This is a genomic window from Curtobacterium luteum (assembly GCF_014646995.1).
In the GTDB taxonomy this organism is placed as follows: domain Bacteria; phylum Actinomycetota; class Actinomycetes; order Actinomycetales; family Microbacteriaceae; genus Curtobacterium; species Curtobacterium luteum.
The window spans coordinates 45,977-62,519 of sequence record NZ_BMOI01000010.1; the positions used below are offsets into that span (position 1 = coordinate 45,977).

The 16,543-nt window shown below is 72.4% G+C and carries 18 protein-coding genes; 8 read left to right on the forward strand and 10 right to left on the reverse strand.

Annotated elements, in window-relative coordinates; genetic code table 11:
• A complete protein-coding gene (locus tag IEY20_RS11800) occupies positions 1-252 on the reverse strand; it encodes a phosphoribosylformylglycinamidine synthase subunit PurS (RefSeq protein ID WP_022904799.1) in 252 nt (83 codons plus the stop codon).
• Positions 253-397: 145 nt separating this feature from the next.
• Between IEY20_RS11800 and IEY20_RS11805 the strand changes: the two genes are divergently transcribed.
• Complete coding sequence (locus tag IEY20_RS11805; RefSeq protein WP_175328755.1) at positions 398-1,012, forward strand: PadR family transcriptional regulator; 615 nt, start codon at positions 398-400, stop codon at positions 1,010-1,012.
• On the forward strand, positions 1,009-2,631 hold the full coding sequence (locus IEY20_RS11810; RefSeq protein ID WP_229728024.1) for a DHA2 family efflux MFS transporter permease subunit: 1,623 nt from the start codon (positions 1,009-1,011) through the stop codon (positions 2,629-2,631). Before IEY20_RS11805 ends, IEY20_RS11810 begins: the two co-directional genes overlap by 4 nt.
• Here IEY20_RS11810 and IEY20_RS11815 read toward each other — a convergent pair.
• Entirely contained in the window at positions 2,628-3,611 is a 984-nt protein-coding gene (locus tag IEY20_RS11815; RefSeq protein ID WP_175328754.1) for a cytochrome c oxidase assembly protein, read from the reverse strand. The genes IEY20_RS11810 and IEY20_RS11815 overlap by 4 nt on opposite strands.
• 141 nt (positions 3,612-3,752) lie before the next feature.
• Positions 3,753-5,057 (reverse strand): acyltransferase family protein, encoded by a 1,305-nt coding sequence (locus IEY20_RS11820; RefSeq protein ID WP_175328753.1) that lies wholly within the window; start codon positions 5,055-5,057, stop codon positions 3,753-3,755.
• Between the two features lie 181 nt (positions 5,058-5,238).
• Between IEY20_RS11820 and IEY20_RS11825 the strand changes: the two genes are divergently transcribed.
• Positions 5,239-5,763 carry a Fur family transcriptional regulator gene (locus tag IEY20_RS11825; RefSeq protein ID WP_229728025.1) on the forward strand — a complete coding sequence of 175 codons (525 nt, stop codon included), beginning with the start codon at positions 5,239-5,241 and terminating at the stop codon, positions 5,761-5,763.
• 104 nt (positions 5,764-5,867) lie between these two features.
• A complete protein-coding gene (locus IEY20_RS11830; RefSeq protein ID WP_175328752.1) occupies positions 5,868-7,394 on the forward strand; it encodes a catalase in 1,527 nt (508 codons plus the stop codon).
• 99 nt (positions 7,395-7,493) lie between these two features.
• On the opposite strand, the gene IEY20_RS11835 is transcribed toward IEY20_RS11830, so the two are convergent.
• A complete protein-coding gene (locus tag IEY20_RS11835) occupies positions 7,494-8,060 on the reverse strand; it encodes a GNAT family N-acetyltransferase (protein ID WP_175328751.1) in 567 nt (188 codons plus the stop codon).
• 34 nt (positions 8,061-8,094) lie between these two features.
• Positions 8,095-8,964: a VOC family protein gene (locus tag IEY20_RS11840; RefSeq protein ID WP_022902826.1), complete on the reverse strand. Its 870-nt coding sequence runs from the start codon at positions 8,962-8,964 to the stop codon at positions 8,095-8,097.
• Between the two features lie 109 nt (positions 8,965-9,073).
• On the opposite strand from IEY20_RS11840, the gene IEY20_RS11845 reads away from it, so the two are divergent.
• From IEY20_RS11845 to IEY20_RS11855, 3 genes are read left to right on the forward strand one after another with little or no spacing between them, the layout of a single operon-like run.
• The gene (locus IEY20_RS11845; RefSeq protein WP_175328750.1) at positions 9,074-9,598 is read left to right on the forward strand and encodes a hypothetical protein; all 525 of its coding nucleotides are present in this window, start codon (positions 9,074-9,076) and stop codon (positions 9,596-9,598) included.
• Positions 9,595-10,224, forward strand: a complete 630-nt coding sequence (gene lepB, locus IEY20_RS11850) for a signal peptidase I (protein ID WP_175328749.1) — start codon at positions 9,595-9,597, stop codon at positions 10,222-10,224. Before IEY20_RS11845 ends, lepB begins: the two co-directional genes overlap by 4 nt.
• A gap of 53 nt (positions 10,225-10,277) precedes the next feature.
• The gene (locus IEY20_RS11855; protein WP_175328748.1) at positions 10,278-11,093 is read left to right on the forward strand and encodes a helix-turn-helix transcriptional regulator; all 816 of its coding nucleotides are present in this window, start codon (positions 10,278-10,280) and stop codon (positions 11,091-11,093) included.
• A gap of 57 nt (positions 11,094-11,150) precedes the next feature.
• On the opposite strand, the gene IEY20_RS11860 is transcribed toward IEY20_RS11855, so the two are convergent.
• The 5 genes from IEY20_RS11860 to IEY20_RS11880 are packed head-to-tail and all read right to left on the reverse strand — an operon-like array spanning position 11,151 to position 15,137.
• Positions 11,151-11,477 (reverse strand): hypothetical protein, encoded by a 327-nt coding sequence (locus IEY20_RS11860; RefSeq protein WP_148286083.1) that lies wholly within the window; start codon positions 11,475-11,477, stop codon positions 11,151-11,153.
• A 9-nt stretch (positions 11,478-11,486) separates the two neighbouring features.
• Positions 11,487-12,113: a response regulator transcription factor gene (locus IEY20_RS11865; protein WP_175328747.1), complete on the reverse strand. Its 627-nt coding sequence runs from the start codon at positions 12,111-12,113 to the stop codon at positions 11,487-11,489.
• On the reverse strand, positions 12,110-13,342 hold the full coding sequence (locus IEY20_RS11870) for a sensor histidine kinase (protein WP_188889159.1): 1,233 nt from the start codon (positions 13,340-13,342) through the stop codon (positions 12,110-12,112). The genes IEY20_RS11865 and IEY20_RS11870 overlap by 4 nt, the downstream gene beginning before the upstream one ends.
• A 53-nt stretch (positions 13,343-13,395) precedes the next feature.
• Positions 13,396-14,217 (reverse strand): ABC transporter permease, encoded by an 822-nt coding sequence (locus tag IEY20_RS11875; protein ID WP_229728026.1) that lies wholly within the window; start codon positions 14,215-14,217, stop codon positions 13,396-13,398.
• Positions 14,214-15,137 carry an ABC transporter ATP-binding protein gene (locus IEY20_RS11880; RefSeq protein WP_175328745.1) on the reverse strand — a complete coding sequence of 308 codons (924 nt, stop codon included), beginning with the start codon at positions 15,135-15,137 and terminating at the stop codon, positions 14,214-14,216. Before IEY20_RS11880 ends, IEY20_RS11875 begins: the two co-directional genes overlap by 4 nt.
• Before the next feature lie 161 nt (positions 15,138-15,298).
• On the opposite strand from IEY20_RS11880, the gene IEY20_RS11885 reads away from it, so the two are divergent.
• Complete coding sequence (locus IEY20_RS11885) at positions 15,299-16,495, forward strand: PP2C family protein-serine/threonine phosphatase (RefSeq protein WP_175328744.1); 1,197 nt, start codon at positions 15,299-15,301, stop codon at positions 16,493-16,495.
• Positions 16,496-16,543: the final 48 nt, after the last annotated feature.

Below are 16,543 nucleotides of genomic sequence, written 5' to 3' on the forward strand. Positions count from 1 at the left end.
TCACTGGCCCTCGACGCTGACCGAGACGACGTCCTCGATCACGGCGTTCGAGAAGACGTCGGCCGCGATCGCGCGGACCTCGGCGAGCTTCGCGTCGTCGACCGGGCCGTCGACGGCCACCTCGAAGCGCTTGCCGATGCGGACGTTGGTCAGGTCGGCCTTGCCGAGACGGGCGAGCGCGTTGCCCACCGCCTTGCCCTGGGGGTCGAGGATCTCGGCCTTGGGCATGACCTCGACGACGATCGTTGGCACGTGTTCACTCCAGCACTTCGGGGATGGGTGGGACGAGACCAGTCTAGGCGGCGGGCTCGACGCGCCCGACCGCTTGTGGAGAAGTGTTCGGGAGCGTATATTCCAAGTCGAATAGTCGCATTCGAACACCGGACTGGAGGCACGGATGGCGTCGCTCACACCGCTCGCGTTCGCGGCGCTCGGGCTCCTCGCCGAAGCGCCCATGCACCCGTACGAGATGTTCCAGACGATGCTGCAGCGTCGCGAGGACCAGAACGTGAAGGTCCGGCCCGGCACGCTGTACCACCAGATCGGTCGCCTCGTCGACCTCGGCTACGCCGAGGCGCTCGGCACGGCGCGCGAGGGCAACCGCCCGGAACGCACCACCTACGCGATCACCGACCACGGGCGCGCGGCGCTCGAGGACGGACTCCGGCGCATGATCGCGGAGCCGGCCGACGAGTACCCGGAGTTCCAGCTCGCCGTCTCGCACGTCGACAACCTGAGCGCCGCGGATGCGGTGACCGCCCTGCGGGCACGCGCCGACGCACTCGCCGTGGAACGCGACGTGTACGACGAGGCCGCCACGGGCCTCCAGGCCAAGCGCCTGGCAGACCGCTACTGGCTCGACGTGTCGTACGTCCGTGCCATGCTCGCCGCGCAGATCGAGTGGCTCACGGCGACCGCCGACCGCATCGAACGCGGCGACGTCCCCTGGGACGGCCCGGCCGTCCCGCCGAACTCCGCAGACCCCCACCACGACAAGGAACGCTCTCGATGACAACCGCCGAAAAGAAGCCGTGGCCCGCCCTGTGGGCCCTGGTCGTCGGCTTCTTCATGATCCTCGTCGACTCGACCATCGTGTCGGTCGCCACCCCCACCATCGCCGCGAAGCTGCACGCGGACATCAACGCGGTGATCTGGGTGACGAGCGCGTACCTGCTCGCCTACGCCGTGCCGCTGCTCATCACCGGGCGGCTCGGTGACCGCTTCGGCCCGAAGGCGCTCTACCAGATCGGTCTGGTCGTGTTCACGCTGTCGAGCCTCTGGTGCGGTCTCGCCGGGTCGATCGAGGTCCTCATCCTCGCCCGCGTCGTGCAGGGGCTGGGCGCCGCGATGATGACCCCGCAGACCATGGCCGTGATCACGCGCATCTTCCCGCCGCAGAACCGCGGCGCGGCGATGGGGCTGTGGGGTGCCGTCGCCGGTGTTGCCTCGCTCGTCGGGCCGATCGTCGGCGGCCTGCTCGTGGACGGCTTCGGCTGGGAGTGGATCTTCTTCGTCAACGTGCCGGTCGGCGTCGTCGCGTTCGTGCTCGCGCAGCGGTTCGTCCCGTCGTTCGAGCGGCACGGACACCGGTTCGACTACCTCGGCATCGTATTGAGCGCGCTCGGCATGTTCCTGCTCGTGTTCGGCATCCAGGAGGGCGAGACCTACGACTGGGGCACCATCACCGGGCCGATCTCGGTGTGGTCACTCATCGTTGCCGGCGTCGTCGTCCTCGCGGGGTTCGTGGTCTGGCAGGGCGTGCAGAAGGGTGAGCCGCTGCTCCCGCTCGGCCTCTTCAAGGACCGCAACTTCACGCTCGCGAACATCGCCATCACCTCGGTGGGCGTCGCGATCTCGTCGTTCGCGCTCCCCATCATGCTGTGGGCGCAGGACGTCCTCACGTTCAGCCCGACCCAGGCCGCGCTGCTGCTCGTCCCGCAGGCCGTCCTGTCCGCCGGGCTCGCGCCGCTCGTGGGCAAGAACCTCAACCGGTGGAGCCTCCGCTGGGTCGCCGCGTTCGGACTCGCGTGCTTCTCGGGCGCGCTGTTCTGGTTCGGCTCGCTGCTCGCCTCGGGTGCCGCGTGGGGCTGGGTGCTCCTGCCGTCGACGCTCCTCGGCCTCGCCAACGCCTGCATGTGGGGTCCGCTGTCGGTCTCGGCCACGCGGAACCTGCCGCCGAAGCTCGCGGGCGCCGGCTCCGGCGTCTACAACACCACGCGGCAGATCGGCGCGGTGCTCGGCTCGGCCGGCATCGCCGCGCTGATCGAGGCCCGGATCACGGCGAACTTCCCGGCGTCCACCGGTGGGACGAGCGCCGGCGGTGCCGAGCAGCAGGTCGGCGCGCTGCCCGCGTTCCTGCAGCAGCCGTTCTCGACGGCCATGGGGCAGTCGCTCGCGCTGCCGGCACTGGTGCTGCTGGTCGGCATCGTCGCGGCACTGTTCCTGGCGAAGCCGAAGCAGACCGTCGCGTGGCAGCAGACCGGGGCCGTGGCGACGCAGGGCTCGGCCGCAGCGGCGCACGAGTCGGCTCCCGGCGATCGACGCGGGGTGCACGCTGCCGCGCCGGCACCGGAGACCCCGGAGGCCGAACTCGCGGCGACCGACCACCACGGGCGGCACGCGGACGCCTAGGCCGTCGGGCACGGCCCGGGTTGCCCTGGAACGACGTCCCCGTTGTCGTACGACGACGGGGACGTCGTTCCACATCGGCGCCCGACGCCCGCCGCCCGACGCCCGCCGCGCCCGACGCCCGCCGCGCCCGCCCGGCCCGCCGCCCGACGCACCCGCGACCGATACCCGCGGCGCTCGAGGTGCGCCCGGGTGAGGGCGTCCATCTCCTCGTCGCTGAGGTCGTCGACCACCCGGGCCTCCCGACGGTCCGTCCGCTGCCACCGCACGAACAGCGAGATCAGCACGGGGATGTCCGCGACCTCGGCGATGAACCACAGCAGGTCACCGGCGAGGTGCTGGTCCTGGAGCGGTGACGGGTACCAGGCCTTCCCCACGAGCGTCGTCGTCGCTCCGTCGAGCACGTGGTTCGTGATCCGCAGCACGATGCCCGGGACGGCATCGAGCATGAGCTCCACGAAGGCGAGCAGGAACTCCGCCGTCACGAACGTCGACGACCGCAGGATGCCCGGTTCGGCCAGGGGCGCGAGCAACCCGAAGCCGAGCACCGGCACGAACACCGTGATGGCGACCGCCCAGACCGGCGACGTCCTGATCGCGGCCGACAGTGGCGTGAGGAGGACGCAGAACATCGCGAGGGCGATCAGCGGCGAGACGATCGCGTTGCCGAGGACCCGGACCGGGCGCGACCCGAGGGCGGCGGTGGCGGCGCGCGCGAGGCGATCCGGGCCTCCCGTCCGGAGCAGGGAGACCGGAGCGGCCAGCGCCGCGAACGTCGGCACGGCGAAGAAGAGGAGGGCGAGCCGGAGGACGAACGCCCACCGGAGCCGTTCGGCGTAGACGCCGACGATCCCGAACTGCAGGACCCCGAAGAGCAGGAGCGCGGCCACGAACGCGAGTGTCTGCCACCACGGCCAGCGCGCGCCGCGTCGGGCGGCACCGACCGACCACCACCCGTAGGCGACGGCACCGACGAGGATCATCGCGGCCGCCAGGGGGTCGAAGCGCCACGTGGACCAGAACTCGGGTGTCGACGGCGTGGGGTGCCTCCTGGTGCTCGTGCTGCAGGAGCCATCCTCCGCCCCCGGCAGGGGCACCGAGGTCCCGCGTCCGTGAGAACCGGTTCAGATCCGGGTCACGCCCCGCGCCGGGGTCGTCCGGGTGAGCAGCCACACCCCGATCGGGACGAGCACCGCGCCCGTGACGGCGACCGGGAAGGAGAGGTGCAGCTGCATGACCGCGAAGGCCGGTCCGACCGTGCACAGCGCCGCCACGACGAGCACCGGCCACGCGGGCCGGTCGGCTCCGGGGACGAGCCGGGGGAGTGGCCGATCGAAGGATCGGAGCGCCCGGGCGACCACGATCGCGGCGCCGAGCAGGAGGACGAGCGCGAGGGGTCGCGTGGCCCACCACAGCGCGCCGCCCGGCTCCGGGAACGGCACCCCGACGAGCAGGGCGACCCCGTTGAGCGCGATGAAGAGCGGCAGGTACCAGAGGTAGACCGCCATGCCGTCGCGCCCGAGCACGAAGACGACCGCCTGGGCGCCGCGCGTCCGCATCAGGGACGCCAGCGGCCGGTGGACCAGCTGGACGAGACACGCCTGCGCGATCGCGAGGAACGCGAGCGGCACCATCGGCGGGTTGAGGTCCTGGAGCATGTCGGGTGCCCAGAGCCCGATCGATGTCAGGGGCACGAGGACCACGTACGCGGCGACGGCGACCACGGCGAGGAGCAGGCGCGATCGCCGCGCGAACCAGCCGTCGGCCCAGAGGAACCCGAGCTGCTGGGCGAACAGCCAGACCGGGCCGAGGTTGAGCAGCCCGACCTCCGCGACGCCCGTCGCCAGGCGAACGGTGTCGACGAGGACGGCCGCGCCGAGCAGCACGGCCAGCGTCCTCCACGGCGCCCGTTCGTGCAGGCGGACCATGAGGGGGACGCAGCACTGCGTGATGCCGTACGCCGCGAGGAACCAGAGCGGGGAGCCGATGCCGAACGCGACCTCCGCCAGGAGCCCCGGCGGCGTCCCCAGCGCCGTCGCGATCCCCAGTCCGAGCGCGAGCACGACGAACAGCGGGACGGCGGGGCGGAACAGACGGACGAGGCGGGTCGACCAGTAGTCGCGCGCGCCGCCGCCCCGCGTCACCGTGCTCCGCCACCCGACGATGCTGGCGAACCCGCCGACGACGAAGAAGAGCGGCATGACCTGCCCGACCCAGGTCGCCGGCACGTACCAGGCGAGCTCCTGGAGCGGGCTCGTCACCTCGATCCCGTCGGCGGTCCCGACCCCGACCATCGTCACGTGGACGAAGACGACGAGGACGACGCACGCGGTCCGGATGAGGTCGACGACCAGGTCGCGCTGCGCGATGATCCCCCGGACGTCCCGTGCTGTGTGTGCCTGCTCCGGCACGCTCTGCTGCGAGGACATGCTGGGACGGTACCCGGCGCTGCGGCCGTCCCAGCGGAGCTCCAGCAGATCGCGGCCGTTTCGTGACCCCTCACATGCCGCGTCCGGCATGCGACGGCACCGCGCCGACATGGGCTCGAAGGCCCGGTGCCTGGTGCTAGGGTGAACCCGTTGTCTTGATCACTGCAAGAGAAGGGCCCCGATGGAAGACGCAGAGCTGCTCCGCACCGCGGGCCTGCGGGTCACCACACCGCGGTTGGCCGTCCTCCGCGCCACCGGATCCATGCCCCACGCGACCGCGGACGACATCGTCACCGCCCTCGCCGCCGAGCTCCCGACGACGAGCCACCAGGCCGTGTACGGCGTCCTCGCCGCGCTGACCGGGGTCGGGCTCGTGCGCCGGATCGAGCCAGCCGGCAGTCCGGCGCGGTACGAGCGGCGGACCGGGGACAACCACCACCACATCGTCTGCACCATGTGCGGCGCGATCGAGGACGTCGACTGCGCCGTCGGGCACGCTCCGTGCCTGACGCCGTCCGAGACGCACGGCTTCGCGGTCACCACGGCCGAGGTCACCTACTGGGGGATCTGCGACCGATGCGCCGCAGCGGAGCGCGAGGACGCGACCCCCGCCGGAGCACCCGCGGCCCCTGCGGCCCCCGGCGGAGCACCCGCGGCCCCCGCGACCCCCGCGGGAGCACCCGCGACCCCCGGCGCAGTCGTCTGACGCGCCCGGCGCGACCGCCGCAGTCGATCCCTCTCCCGGCACCGAACCGGGACCACGAGCAACCCCGAGCATCCCTGACCGAACCAACGTTCCGAGGAGGAACCGTGTCCGACCAGAACACGACCGGCAAGCCCGCCGGCACCCCCACCACCACGACCAACAGCGGAGCGCCCGTCTCCAGCGACCAGCACTCGATGGGGGTCGGCGCCGACGGGCCCCTCGCCCTGCACGACCACTACCTCGTCGAGAAGCTCGCCCAGTTCAACCGTGAGCGCGTGCCGGAGCGCGTCGTCCACGCCAAGGGCGGCGGCGCCTTCGGTACCCTCACCGTCACCCACGACGTGAGCCGCTACACCCGCGCCGCGTTCCTCCAGCCGGGCAAGCAGACCGAGGTGCTCGCCCGCTTCTCGAGCGTCGCCGGCGAGCAGGGCTCCCCGGACACCTGGCGCGACCCCCGCGGCTTCGCACTGAAGTTCTACACCGAAGAGGGCAACTACGACCTCGTCGGCAACAACACCCCCGTCTTCTTCATCCGCGACGGCATCAAGTTCCCGGACTTCATCCGCTCGCAGAAGCGCCTGCCGGGTTCGCACCTCCGCGACCACGACATGCAGTGGGACTTCTGGACGCTCTCGCCCGAGTCCGCCCACCAGGTCACGTGGCTCATGGGCGACCGTGGCCTCCCGGCGTCGTGGCGTGAGATGGACGGCTTCGGCTCGCACACGTACCAGTGGATCAACGCCGACGGCGAGCGCTTCTGGGTGAAGTACCACTTCATCACCCAGCAGGGCCACAAGACCCTCACGCAGGAGGACGCCGACCGCATCGCCGGTGAGGACGCCGACTTCCACATCCGTGACCTCCACGCCGCCATCGAGCGCGAGGACTTCCCGAAGTGGACGCTCAAGGTGCAGGTCATGCCCTACGCGGACGCCGAGTCCTACCGCTTCAACCCGTTCGACCTGACGAAGGTCTGGCCGCACGCCGACTACCCGCTCATCGAGGTCGGCGAGCTCGAGCTCAACCGCAACCCGGAGAACTACTTCGCGCAGATCGAGCAGGCGACCTTCGCGCCGTCGAACTTCGTCCCGGGCATCGCGGCCAGCCCCGACAAGATGCTCCTCGCGCGCATCTTCAGCTACGCGGACGCACACCGCTACCGCGTCGGCACGAACCACGCGCAGCTGCCGGTGAACGCGCCGAAGAACGAGGTGCACTCGTACTCGAAGGACGGCGCGATGCGCTTCGACTTCCAGAAGGCCGAGGTGCCGGTGTACGCGCCGAACTCGCTCGGTGGTGCGCACGCCGACGCGCAGGCGACCGACGACGTGCCGGGCCGGGAGTCCGACGGCGCGCTGCAGCGCTCCGCGGCGACCCTGCACCCGGAGGACGACGACTTCGGCCAGGCCGGCACGCTGTACCGCGAGGTCCTCGACGACGCCGCCCGTGAGCGCCTGGTCGGCAACATCGCCGGGCACGTCTCGAAGGTGACCCGCGACGACCTGCGCGAGCGCGTGTTCGTCTACTGGACGAACGTCGACGCGGACCTCGGCGCGCGCGTGCGCGCCGCTGTCGCGCCGAGCGCGCCGGGTTCCAACGAGGACCCGGAGAAGGTCGCGGTCGAGGCGTAGCCCGGTCAGCGGAGGGGCGTGAGCCCCACCCCGCCACCTGACGGACGGGAGGCACGGTGCCAGCTGGCACCGTGCCTCCCGTCCGTCGTCTGGTCGCGTTCAGACCTGCTGGGCGTTCAGGCGGACCGGACCGGCCGGCCAGTCCTCGAGGGGTGACGCGACGGGCAGCACCATCCAGCCGCCCTGTTCGGTCATCGGCATGCCCGCGCCCTCCGCGGTGAAGGCGGTGTAGTCGGTCACGACCTCGTCGAGGTGGTGCCAGCCGAGGTTCGCGTAGAACGGCACGCGGTCCTCGCCGGCGCCGAGGAAGCCGAACGGGACGTCGAGTCCCTCGAGCACGCTCCGGGCGCGTTCGAGGAGGTCGCGGCCCATGCCGGCTCCTTGCAGTCGTGGCGAGACCGCGACCAGGCCGGTGTCGCCGACGAGGACGTCCTCGCTGCCGACGCTGATGAACATGCGTCGTACCCCGACGTGGGCGAGGACGACGCCGTCGGCGTCCCGGGCGAGCACGCGGCGCTCCGGTTGCATGCCGCTCCAGCTGCGGCTCCCGAGGAACCAGTGCGACCAGTCCGGGAAGGCCTGCGCGAGCAGCGCCGTGATCGCCTCGTGGTCGGCGAGCGTCAGCGCACTCTCCTCGACCACCTCCCAGCGGATGTCGTCAGTCACCCGACCATCCTGCCGGAGGGGCAGCCGGCGGGGTTCAGCCGCGTCCGGGCGCCGTCACCTCGATGCGGTTCGCCCACGGATCCTCGAACGCGACCGTCCTGCCGTCGTCTGCGAGCTGCAGGCCGTGGTCCCGCATCCGTTCGGTCAGGGAGCCCAGGTCGTCGAGCGCCGGTACCTCGATGCGGACGAGGCCGAGCCCGAGTGCGAGCTGGCGACGCCCCGCGCCCCGGGAGTTCCACGTGTTCATCGCCATGTGGTGGTGGTAGCCGCCGGCGGAGACGAACAGCGCCTCGCCCCACCCCGCGGTCGTGGCGAAGCCGAGTCGATCGACGTAGAACGTCTTGGCCGTGGCGACGTCCCCGACCGACAGGTGCACGTGCCCGACCCGCCCCGGACGGGCCGTGGCACCGTCGAGTGCCTCCTGCGTGAGGTGCTCCTGGAGGAACGCGTTCGGGTCGAGCGCGATCGTGGCCATGTCGACCATGCCGTGCGTCCACGACCATCCGGACCGGTCGCGGTCCCAGTAGAGCTCGACGCCGTTGCCCTCGGGGTCCGTGCAGTAGAAGGCGTTGCTCACGAGGTGGTCGGCGCTGCCCGTGAACGACTGCGGGTACCGCGTGGCGACGGAGTACAGCGCGGCCGCGAGGTCGGCACGCGTGTCGAAGAGGACCGCGGTGTGGAACAGCCCGGCCTCGTGCGCGCCGGCGTGCCGGAGTTCCGGGGCATGCTCGAGCACGACGATCGGCACCGACCCGCGGCCGAGGACCGTGCGTCCGGGCGACGAGGAGACGACGCTGAGCCGGACGCCCTCCGTGTAGAACGCCGTCATCCGGTCGAGGTCGGCCACGCGGAGGGTGACCGCGCCCATGCCGGTGTCGGCGGCGAGGAGGTCCTGGGTGTGCATGCCACCAGTGTCCATCCATTTGGTTGACGCGTCAACCAAATGGATGACGATCGCATCGCACTCGGTGTCCTGTCGGCGGAGGGCACCACCGGGAGGCCATGATGGACGGATGCCACGACGTCCGGACCCGCGCGACCTCCCCGCCGAGCACGTCCGTGACCGCATGTCGTCGTACATCTACGGCAACATCACCGTGCTCAGCGCCGCGATCGCCGTCGACCCCGAGCAGATCGAGCGCGGGGCGGCCGTCCTCACCGTGCTCGCCACGGCGGTGCTGACCTACCTCGCGCACGTGCTCGCCCACCTGGTCGCCCACGGCATCGGCGCCGACCGGGGTGCGGACGACGTCGCCCGTCGCGAGAGCGCGGTCGTGATCGTCCGGAACGCGAACCCGATCGCGACCTCCGGGCTCATCCCCGCCGTGCTCTACGCCGCGGCGTGGGTCGGGTGGCTGCCGTCCGTGTGGGCGCAGGTCGCGGCGGTCGTCATCCTCGTCGTCCGCATCGGGCTCGTCGGGGTGTTCATGCAGCGGTTCTCGGGGACGCGTCCGACGTTCCTGGGGCTCTGGGGCGGCATCGTGCTCGCCGCGGTCGCGTTCGTGATCGGACTCGTGAAGGTGGTGCTGACGCATTGAGTGACGAGACGACCTCGGGCGGGACGAAGCAGCGGGGTGGCTGGCGGTTCATCCGCGACCTGGCGATCATCATCGTGGCGGCGTTGATCGCGTCGTTCCTGGTGAAGACGTTCCTGGTCCGGTCGTTCTACATCCCCTCCGAGTCGATGGAGGACACCCTGCTCGTCGGCGACCGCGTGCTCGTCAACGAACTCGTCCCCGGGCTGGTCCCGGTGCGGCGCGGCGACGTCGTGGTCTTCACCGACCCGGGTGGCTGGCTGGGCACCGGCCAGGGCGACGACCTCATCAAGCGCGTCATCGGGCTGCCGGGCGACCGGGTGTCCTGCTGCGGGACCGACGGCCGGCTGTCGGTCAACGGCAAGGAGGTCGACGAGCCCTACGTCGTCCTGGAGCCGGGCTCCGACCGGGTCTCCGGCACGGACTTCGACGTCACGGTGCCGAAGGGGCACCTCTGGGTGATGGGCGACAACCGCTACGAGTCCGCGGACAGCCGGGCGCACGGTTCGGTCCCCGTGGACGACGTCGTCGGCCGCGCGTTCGTCACCACCTGGCCGGTGTCCCGGTGGACGGTGCTGTCGCGGTACGGCGACGACTGGGATGCCGTCCCGGACCACCCCACCCGCTGACGACCTCCTCCGGGGGAGTCGCTCCGCCCGGAGCAGCGGAGTACCGTGCTCGCATGCCGACGGACGACGGGTGGTTCGAACTGCGGTCCGGTGACGACGAGCTGTGGGTCCACCGGATCCGCACGGACGGGCCGCAGTCGGGGACGATCGGCCCCCGGCCCGACCACGTCGTGTTCTGGCTCGCGGACGGGCACGCGACGGTGACCGCCGAGGACGGCGCCCGGTGGGACGTCCGCCCCGGCCAGCCGATGGTGCTCTCGGCACCGGCGGCCTACGGCTTCGACACCGACGCCACGCACATGACGCTCCTGCACGTCGCACCGTCGCTGCTCGGTGACACCGACGAACCGCACCGGTTCGTGCAGCCGGACCCGACGGACAACCGGCTCGACCCGCTCCGGGCGCTCCTCCGGGACGTCGTCGACCGACTGCTCGACCCCGCCCTGCCCGAGGAGCACCTCCGGGCGCTGAAGCACCGCGTCGCCACGGTCGTCCTGTCGACCTACACCCGCGCCAGGACGGACGTCGAGCAGCGGATGCGGCGAGCGGTCGCGTTCGTGGACGAGCACGCACGCGACCCCATCACGGTCGCGGACGTCGCCGACGCGTGCGGGCTGAGCGAGCGGGGTCTCCAGGACCTCTTCCGCCGCCGGTTCGGCGTGACACCGACCCGCTACCTGCGCGAGGTCCGGCTGGACCGGGTGCACCTGGAGCTGATCGTGCGTCGGAGCGGGGTCGTCACGGTGCACGACGTGGCACACCGGTGGCACTTCGCGCATCTCGGGCGGTTCGCTGCGAGCTACCGGGCACGGTTCGGGGAGCAGCCCCACGAGACGCTCGAGCGGGGTCGGGGTCGGGGTCGTCGCTGAGCCCGCGTTCCGGTCACGCCGTACCGCCACACCACGACCCGGTCGTCACCCGCCGGCTCAGCACCCCGTGGTCGTGAGCGTCACGTCGGCGACCGACCCGTCGGTCACCGTTGCACGCTCGGGGCAGAGGTCCCCGGCCCGGACCGTGACCGAGCCGAGCGGCACCCCGGCGAACGACGCGGTCCCGCCGGGGAACACCCGCTGGTGCTCCGAGAGCTTCCCCGTGGCCGCGTACACCTTCACCTCGTAGGGGTGGTCGGCGGCGTTCTCCGACACCGTGACGGCGATCTGCCCCGTGGAGTCGTGTGCGCCGCACCCCGTGAGGGTCAGCGATGCGGTGATCCCGAGGAGGAGCACGGGGAGGGAACGGCGGGGGCGGAGCACCGGCCCAGGTTACGCCGTCCCGAGGAGCCACCCGTTGTCCGCCGCCACCCGGAGCGCCTCGGTGGCGTTCCGGGCGGTCGTCTTCCCGATGGCCGCGGAGAGGTGGTTCCGGACGGTGCCCTCCGACAGGTGCAGGGCGGCGGCCACCCCGGCCACCGTCGGGTTCGTGCGGAAGGCGATGAGCACGTCGGTCTCCCGCCGGGTCAGCGGCGAGGGGCCGGCGGCGAGCGACTCCGCGGCGAGGACGGGATCGACGACCCGGAACCCGCCCGCGACCCGACGGACGGCGTCGGCGAGCTGTTCCGCTGGCGTGTCCTTCACGACGAACCCCGACGCGCCGGACTCGAGGGCTCGCCGGAGGTACCCGGGCCGCCCGAAGGTCGTCACGATGAGCGATCGGCAGGCGGGGAGCTCCCGGGCGAGCGCGGCGGCCGCGGTCAGTCCGTCGGCACCGGGCATCTCGACGTCGAGCAGGGCGACGACGGCGCCTGCCGAGCGTGCCGCCTCGACGACGCCGTCCCCACGAGCCACCTGCGCGACGACCTCGATGTCGGGCTCGAGGGACAGCAGCGAGGCGAGGGCACCGCGGACGAGGGCCTGGTCGTCGGCGAGCAGCACCCGGATCGTGTCGGTCATCGTCGGCCCTTCCGTTCGACGCGCAGCAGGAAACCGCCGAGGTCGCTCGTGCCGGTGGCGACGGTCGCACCCACCGCGTCGGCCCGCTCGCGCAGCCCCCGGAGCCCGTTGCCGCCGACGGACGGGAACCCGGGTACGGTACCGGCGCCCGCGACGTCCCCGGTCCCGTCGTCCTCGATCGTCAGTGTCGACCGGGTCAGCGTCACCCGCACCCGGGTCGCGGCCGCGTGCCGGACGACGTTCGTCACGCCCTCCCGCAGCACCCAGGCGAAGAGGCTCCGGACGTCCCGGGCCGCCGCGGCACCGTCGGCCGGCAGGTCCGCGTCGACCTCAGCGGCCGCCAGCGCCGCACGGGCCGACACCAGCTCGGCATCGAGGTCGGCCTCCCGGTACCCGCCGACCGCCTGCCGCAGACCCTGCAGGGCCTCGCGGGACAGTCGCTCCACGTCCAGCATCTCGGACCTGGCCCGGGCGGGGTCGACGTCGACGAGCCGGACGGCGAGCTCGGACTTCATCGCGACGACGGTGAGCGAGTGCCCGAGCACGTCGTGCAGGTCGCGGGAGAACCGGGCTCGTTCCTCGACGACGGCGAGCCGCGTGAGTTCGTCCTGCGCGACGTCGAGCCGGTCCTCCGCCTCGCGCTGCCGACCGAAGAACAGCATCGACGCCCCGACCGAGACCGTCACGATCGGCGCGAACAGCAGGCCGGTGCCCACGGCCTCGTCCCATCCGAGCGTCCCCGCGACGACGAGTTGCGCGGCGATGACGGAGAGGACGCCCACGCCGGCGATCCAGGCCCGTTCGGCGACGAAGCCGGTGAGCGCGGCGACGAGCAGCCAGGTCCAGACGGCGAGGGGCCCGACGGCGAGCAGGAGCAGTCCGGCGAGGGTCGCGATCCCGGCGAGCACCAGGACACGGGTCCACATCCCGCTGCGCCACATCAGCTCGGGGGCGAAGAGGTACGCCGCGTAGAGGACGAACAGCGCGAGCGTCGACCAGACGTGCGCCTCGACCGACCGGCCGTCGTTCCAGACGGCGACGAGTTCGAGCACCTGCCAGAGCAGCGCGAACACGGCGCCGCCGTACCAGCGGCGCCGGCCGGCGCGGATCACGTCCTCGGTCGCGCCGGGCGGGACGGCCCACGGGAACGAGCGGGGCGACGGCCGGGAGGCACGGCGCGCGCCCGCCCCGTCGCTCGCGGCGACGGGGCGGGTGCGGGAGTCGGTCATGTCGGTCAGCGTAGGGGCACCGGTCGCCGCGCCGCCGGTCTCGGCGTCGCGCACTACCGGCGCGCCGCGTCGCGGCGGTACCGCCACACGATGACCGCGGCGAGGGCGACCGCCCAGCCGGTCAGGACGAGCGCGGGCTCGAGCATGCCGGTGCTCCCGGTGGCGCCCGCCCCCATCTGGCCGATCCGGTTGAGCCAGTACGACGGCAGCAGGTGCGCGACCGACCCCATCCAGGTCGGCATCACCGACAGCGGGACCCAGAGGCCGCCGAGGATCGCGAGGCCCATGAACACGACCATGAACAGCGGCTGGGCGAAGGACGGCCCCGCGAACTGCCCGATGAGGATCGCGATGAGCGCGAAGGGGACGACGCCACACCAGATCCCGACCGCCGCCGCGAGCCAGTGCCCGGCGTCGAGCGACGCGTGCAGGGCGACGACGGACACGGTGACCGTGATCCCGATCGACACGGCGGCGAAGGCCATCGCGGCGATCAGCTTCGACACCATGAAGCCCCAGCCGGACAGCGGCGTGACGCGGAGCTGGCGGTTCCACCCGATCGAGCGTTCGGTGACGATCGCGAAGGCCTGGCCGAGCGCGGCCATCATCGCGCCGTACGACGCCATCTGCAGCGTGGTGACGGTCAGGTATCGGAGCCCGGTCGCCTGGTCGACCTGGGAGCCGTAGGCGGCGCCGAACACGAGGAGCATGACCACCGGGATCGCGAAGGTGAACACCATCGCCTTGACGTTGCGGAGCTGTCGGACGGTCTCGAGCGCCACGTACCGGAACGGCAGACGGCCGCGGACGGTCGGGCTGGTGCGGGGACGGTCGGGAGCCGTGGCGACGTTGGTGGTCGCGGTCGTGCTGGTCATGCGGAGACCTCCTGCGGGTCGGCGGTGATGGCGAGGAAGGCGTCGTCCATGGTCGAGGCGACCACCTGGACGTCGTGCACCTCGGGGAACGTGGTGAGCAGTGCACGGAGCGTGTCGTCACTGCGGTCGGTGCGCAGCGTGACGGAGCCGTGTCGTGCCTCCAGGCCGGTGACGCCCGGCAGGGCGCGGAGCGCGGGGTGTCCGTCGGGGCCGACCCCGTCGAAGCGGACCGTCCGGCTCGACGCGATGGCCTTGACCTCGGTCGGCGTGCCGTCGGCGACGACCCGGCCGGACCGCATGATGACGATGCGGTCCGCGAAGGTGTCGGCCTCGTCGAGGTGGTGGGTGGCGAAGACCACCGTCCGGCCGGCGTCGGTGAACTCGCGCATCGACGCCCAGAAGGTGTGCCGTGCCTCGACGTCCATCGCCGCGGTCGGCTCGTCGAGCACGAGGAGTTCGGGGTCGGAGACGACGGCGACCGCGAAGCGGGCCCGCTGCAGCTGCCCGCCGGAGAGCTTGGCGACCCGGCGGCCGGCGATCTCGGAGCAGCGTGCGCGGCGCAGGGCCTCGTCGACGGGCATCGGCATCCGGTGCGCTGCGCCGACGAGGGCGACCACGTCCCGGACGGTCATGTCCGGAAGGAGCGCACCGCCCTGCAGCATCGCGCCGACCCGGCCGTCGACGACGGCTCGGCGGGGATCGTCGCCGAAGAGCCGGACCTCGCCGGAGCCGGGGGTGGTGAGCCCGAGGGCCAGGTCGACCGTGGTGGTCTTGCCGGCGCCGTTCGGTCCCAGGAGCGCGACGACCTCGCCGCGCCGGACCGTGAGGTCGACGCCCTCGACGGCGTGCACCGCGCCGAAGCGCTTGTGGAGACCGCGCAGTTCGATGACCGCGTCGTCCTGGTGTCCTGTGCTGTTCATGCCACCACTGTCGCGCCGATCGGCCGCCGGCTCCGCTGCCGTCCGTCACGACGTCACCGTGACGATCGTCACGGTCGGGCCGGCCCGACCCTCCGAACGGGGGTCCTGTCCTCCGTTGTGGGTACGCGCCGGTCGCCGTCAGCGGGGTTACCGTGGTCAGCATGAGCCTCACCACCTCGTCGTCGATCGCCCACGCCTCCCCGGAGGCCCGGAGGGCCGCGCTCCTCGCCGCGCTCGACGTCGTCGAAGGCGGTCCGGAGGCGCGCTTCGAGCGCATCACCCGCATCGCGCGCGAGGCGTTCGGCGTCACCGGCTCGTTCCTGAACCTGGCGGGGGAGTCCGTGCTCACGATCAAGTCGCAGCAGAGCGACCAGCACTTCGGTCCGACGATCCCGCTGCAGGACACCTTCTGCGGACGCACCCTCGGCGAGACCGGTCCCGTCGTCGTCGAGGACGCCACCGCCGACACGCGCTACGCCGACATGCCGATGGTCGTCGACGACCCGAACGTCCGGTTCTACGCGGGCGTGCCGCTGCGGCTCGGGGACGACGAGGTCAAGGTCGGGACGCTGTGCCTCGTCGACCAGGTGCCGCGCACCCTGAGCGACGACGACCTCGCGCTGCTCGAGGAGCTCGGCGTGTGGGCCGAGCGCGAACTCGCCGCCGGTGCCGACGAGGACCGGCTGCGCGCCGTGCTCGCCGGACTCGAACCGGCCGCGGTCGCCCTGCCCGGGTACCGGATCGCCGGGATGAGCATCCCGCACGGTGTCGTGTCCGGCGACCTGCACGAGTGGCACCGCTCGGGGGACGACCTCGTGGTGACCCTCGCCGACGTCATGGGCAAGGGGATGTCGGCCGGACTCCTCGCGGCGAACATCCGCGGCGCGCTGCTCGCCCGCGGCGACGACCGCCCCGACGTCGCTGTCGCGGGCCTCGAGGCGCAGATCACACCGGACCTGGGCCGAGCCGAGTCGTTCGCCACGCTCTTCCACGGGCGGCTCGCGCCCGCGACCGGCCGCCTCGACTTCACCGACGCCGGGCACGGTCTCGTGCTGCACCTGCGGGTGGACGGGTCGGAAGCCGTGCTGCGGTCCTTCGACCTCCCGCTGGGCCTCCACCCGGCGGGGCTCGGACGGACCCCGGGCTCGCTCGACCTCGGCGCCGGCGACGTCCTCGTCCTGGTCAGCGACGGCGCGCTCGAGCTGTGGGACTCGACCCTCGCCTCGCTGTCCCGTCTGGGACACCTCTACCGGGAGGCGGCGGACATCGAGGACTTCCTGGCCCGGGTCCGCGCGCGGGCAGCCGAGCACGACCCCGGCGACGACCTCACCGTCGTGGTCGTCGCGCGGGACGCCTGAACCCTCACCGGCGCTCCGGCGTCGACCGGTGCTCGCGTGCCGGCTGCG

Bases quoted from the DNA above. Each gene is read 5' to 3' on its own strand.
- IEY20_RS11825 (WP_229728025.1), top strand. From the start codon at position 5,239: ATGGAAGACGCAGAGCTGCTCCGCACCGCGGGCCTGCGGGTCACCACA.
- IEY20_RS11840 (WP_022902826.1), bottom strand. From the start codon at position 8,964: ATGCACACCCAGGACCTCCTCGCCGCCGACACCGGCATGGGCGCGGTC.
- IEY20_RS11855 (WP_175328748.1), top strand. From the start codon at position 10,278: ATGCCGACGGACGACGGGTGGTTCGAACTGCGGTCCGGTGACGACGAG.
- IEY20_RS11805 (WP_175328755.1), top strand. From the start codon at position 398: ATGGCGTCGCTCACACCGCTCGCGTTCGCGGCGCTCGGGCTCCTCGCC.
- IEY20_RS11875 (WP_229728026.1), bottom strand. From the start codon at position 14,217: ATGACCAGCACGACCGCGACCACCAACGTCGCCACGGCTCCCGACCGT.
- IEY20_RS11870 (WP_188889159.1), bottom strand. From the start codon at position 13,342: ATGACCGACTCCCGCACCCGCCCCGTCGCCGCGAGCGACGGGGCGGGC.
- IEY20_RS11885 (WP_175328744.1), top strand. From the start codon at position 15,299: ATGAGCCTCACCACCTCGTCGTCGATCGCCCACGCCTCCCCGGAGGCC.
- IEY20_RS11845 (WP_175328750.1), top strand. From the start codon at position 9,074: ATGCCACGACGTCCGGACCCGCGCGACCTCCCCGCCGAGCACGTCCGT.
- IEY20_RS11865 (WP_175328747.1), bottom strand. From the start codon at position 12,113: ATGACCGACACGATCCGGGTGCTGCTCGCCGACGACCAGGCCCTCGTC.
- IEY20_RS11810 (WP_229728024.1), top strand. From the start codon at position 1,009: ATGACAACCGCCGAAAAGAAGCCGTGGCCCGCCCTGTGGGCCCTGGTC.
- IEY20_RS11880 (WP_175328745.1), bottom strand. From the start codon at position 15,137: ATGAACAGCACAGGACACCAGGACGACGCGGTCATCGAACTGCGCGGT.
- IEY20_RS11815 (WP_175328754.1), bottom strand. From the start codon at position 3,611: ATGATCCTCGTCGGTGCCGTCGCCTACGGGTGGTGGTCGGTCGGTGCC.
- IEY20_RS11820 (WP_175328753.1), bottom strand. From the start codon at position 5,057: ATGTCCTCGCAGCAGAGCGTGCCGGAGCAGGCACACACAGCACGGGAC.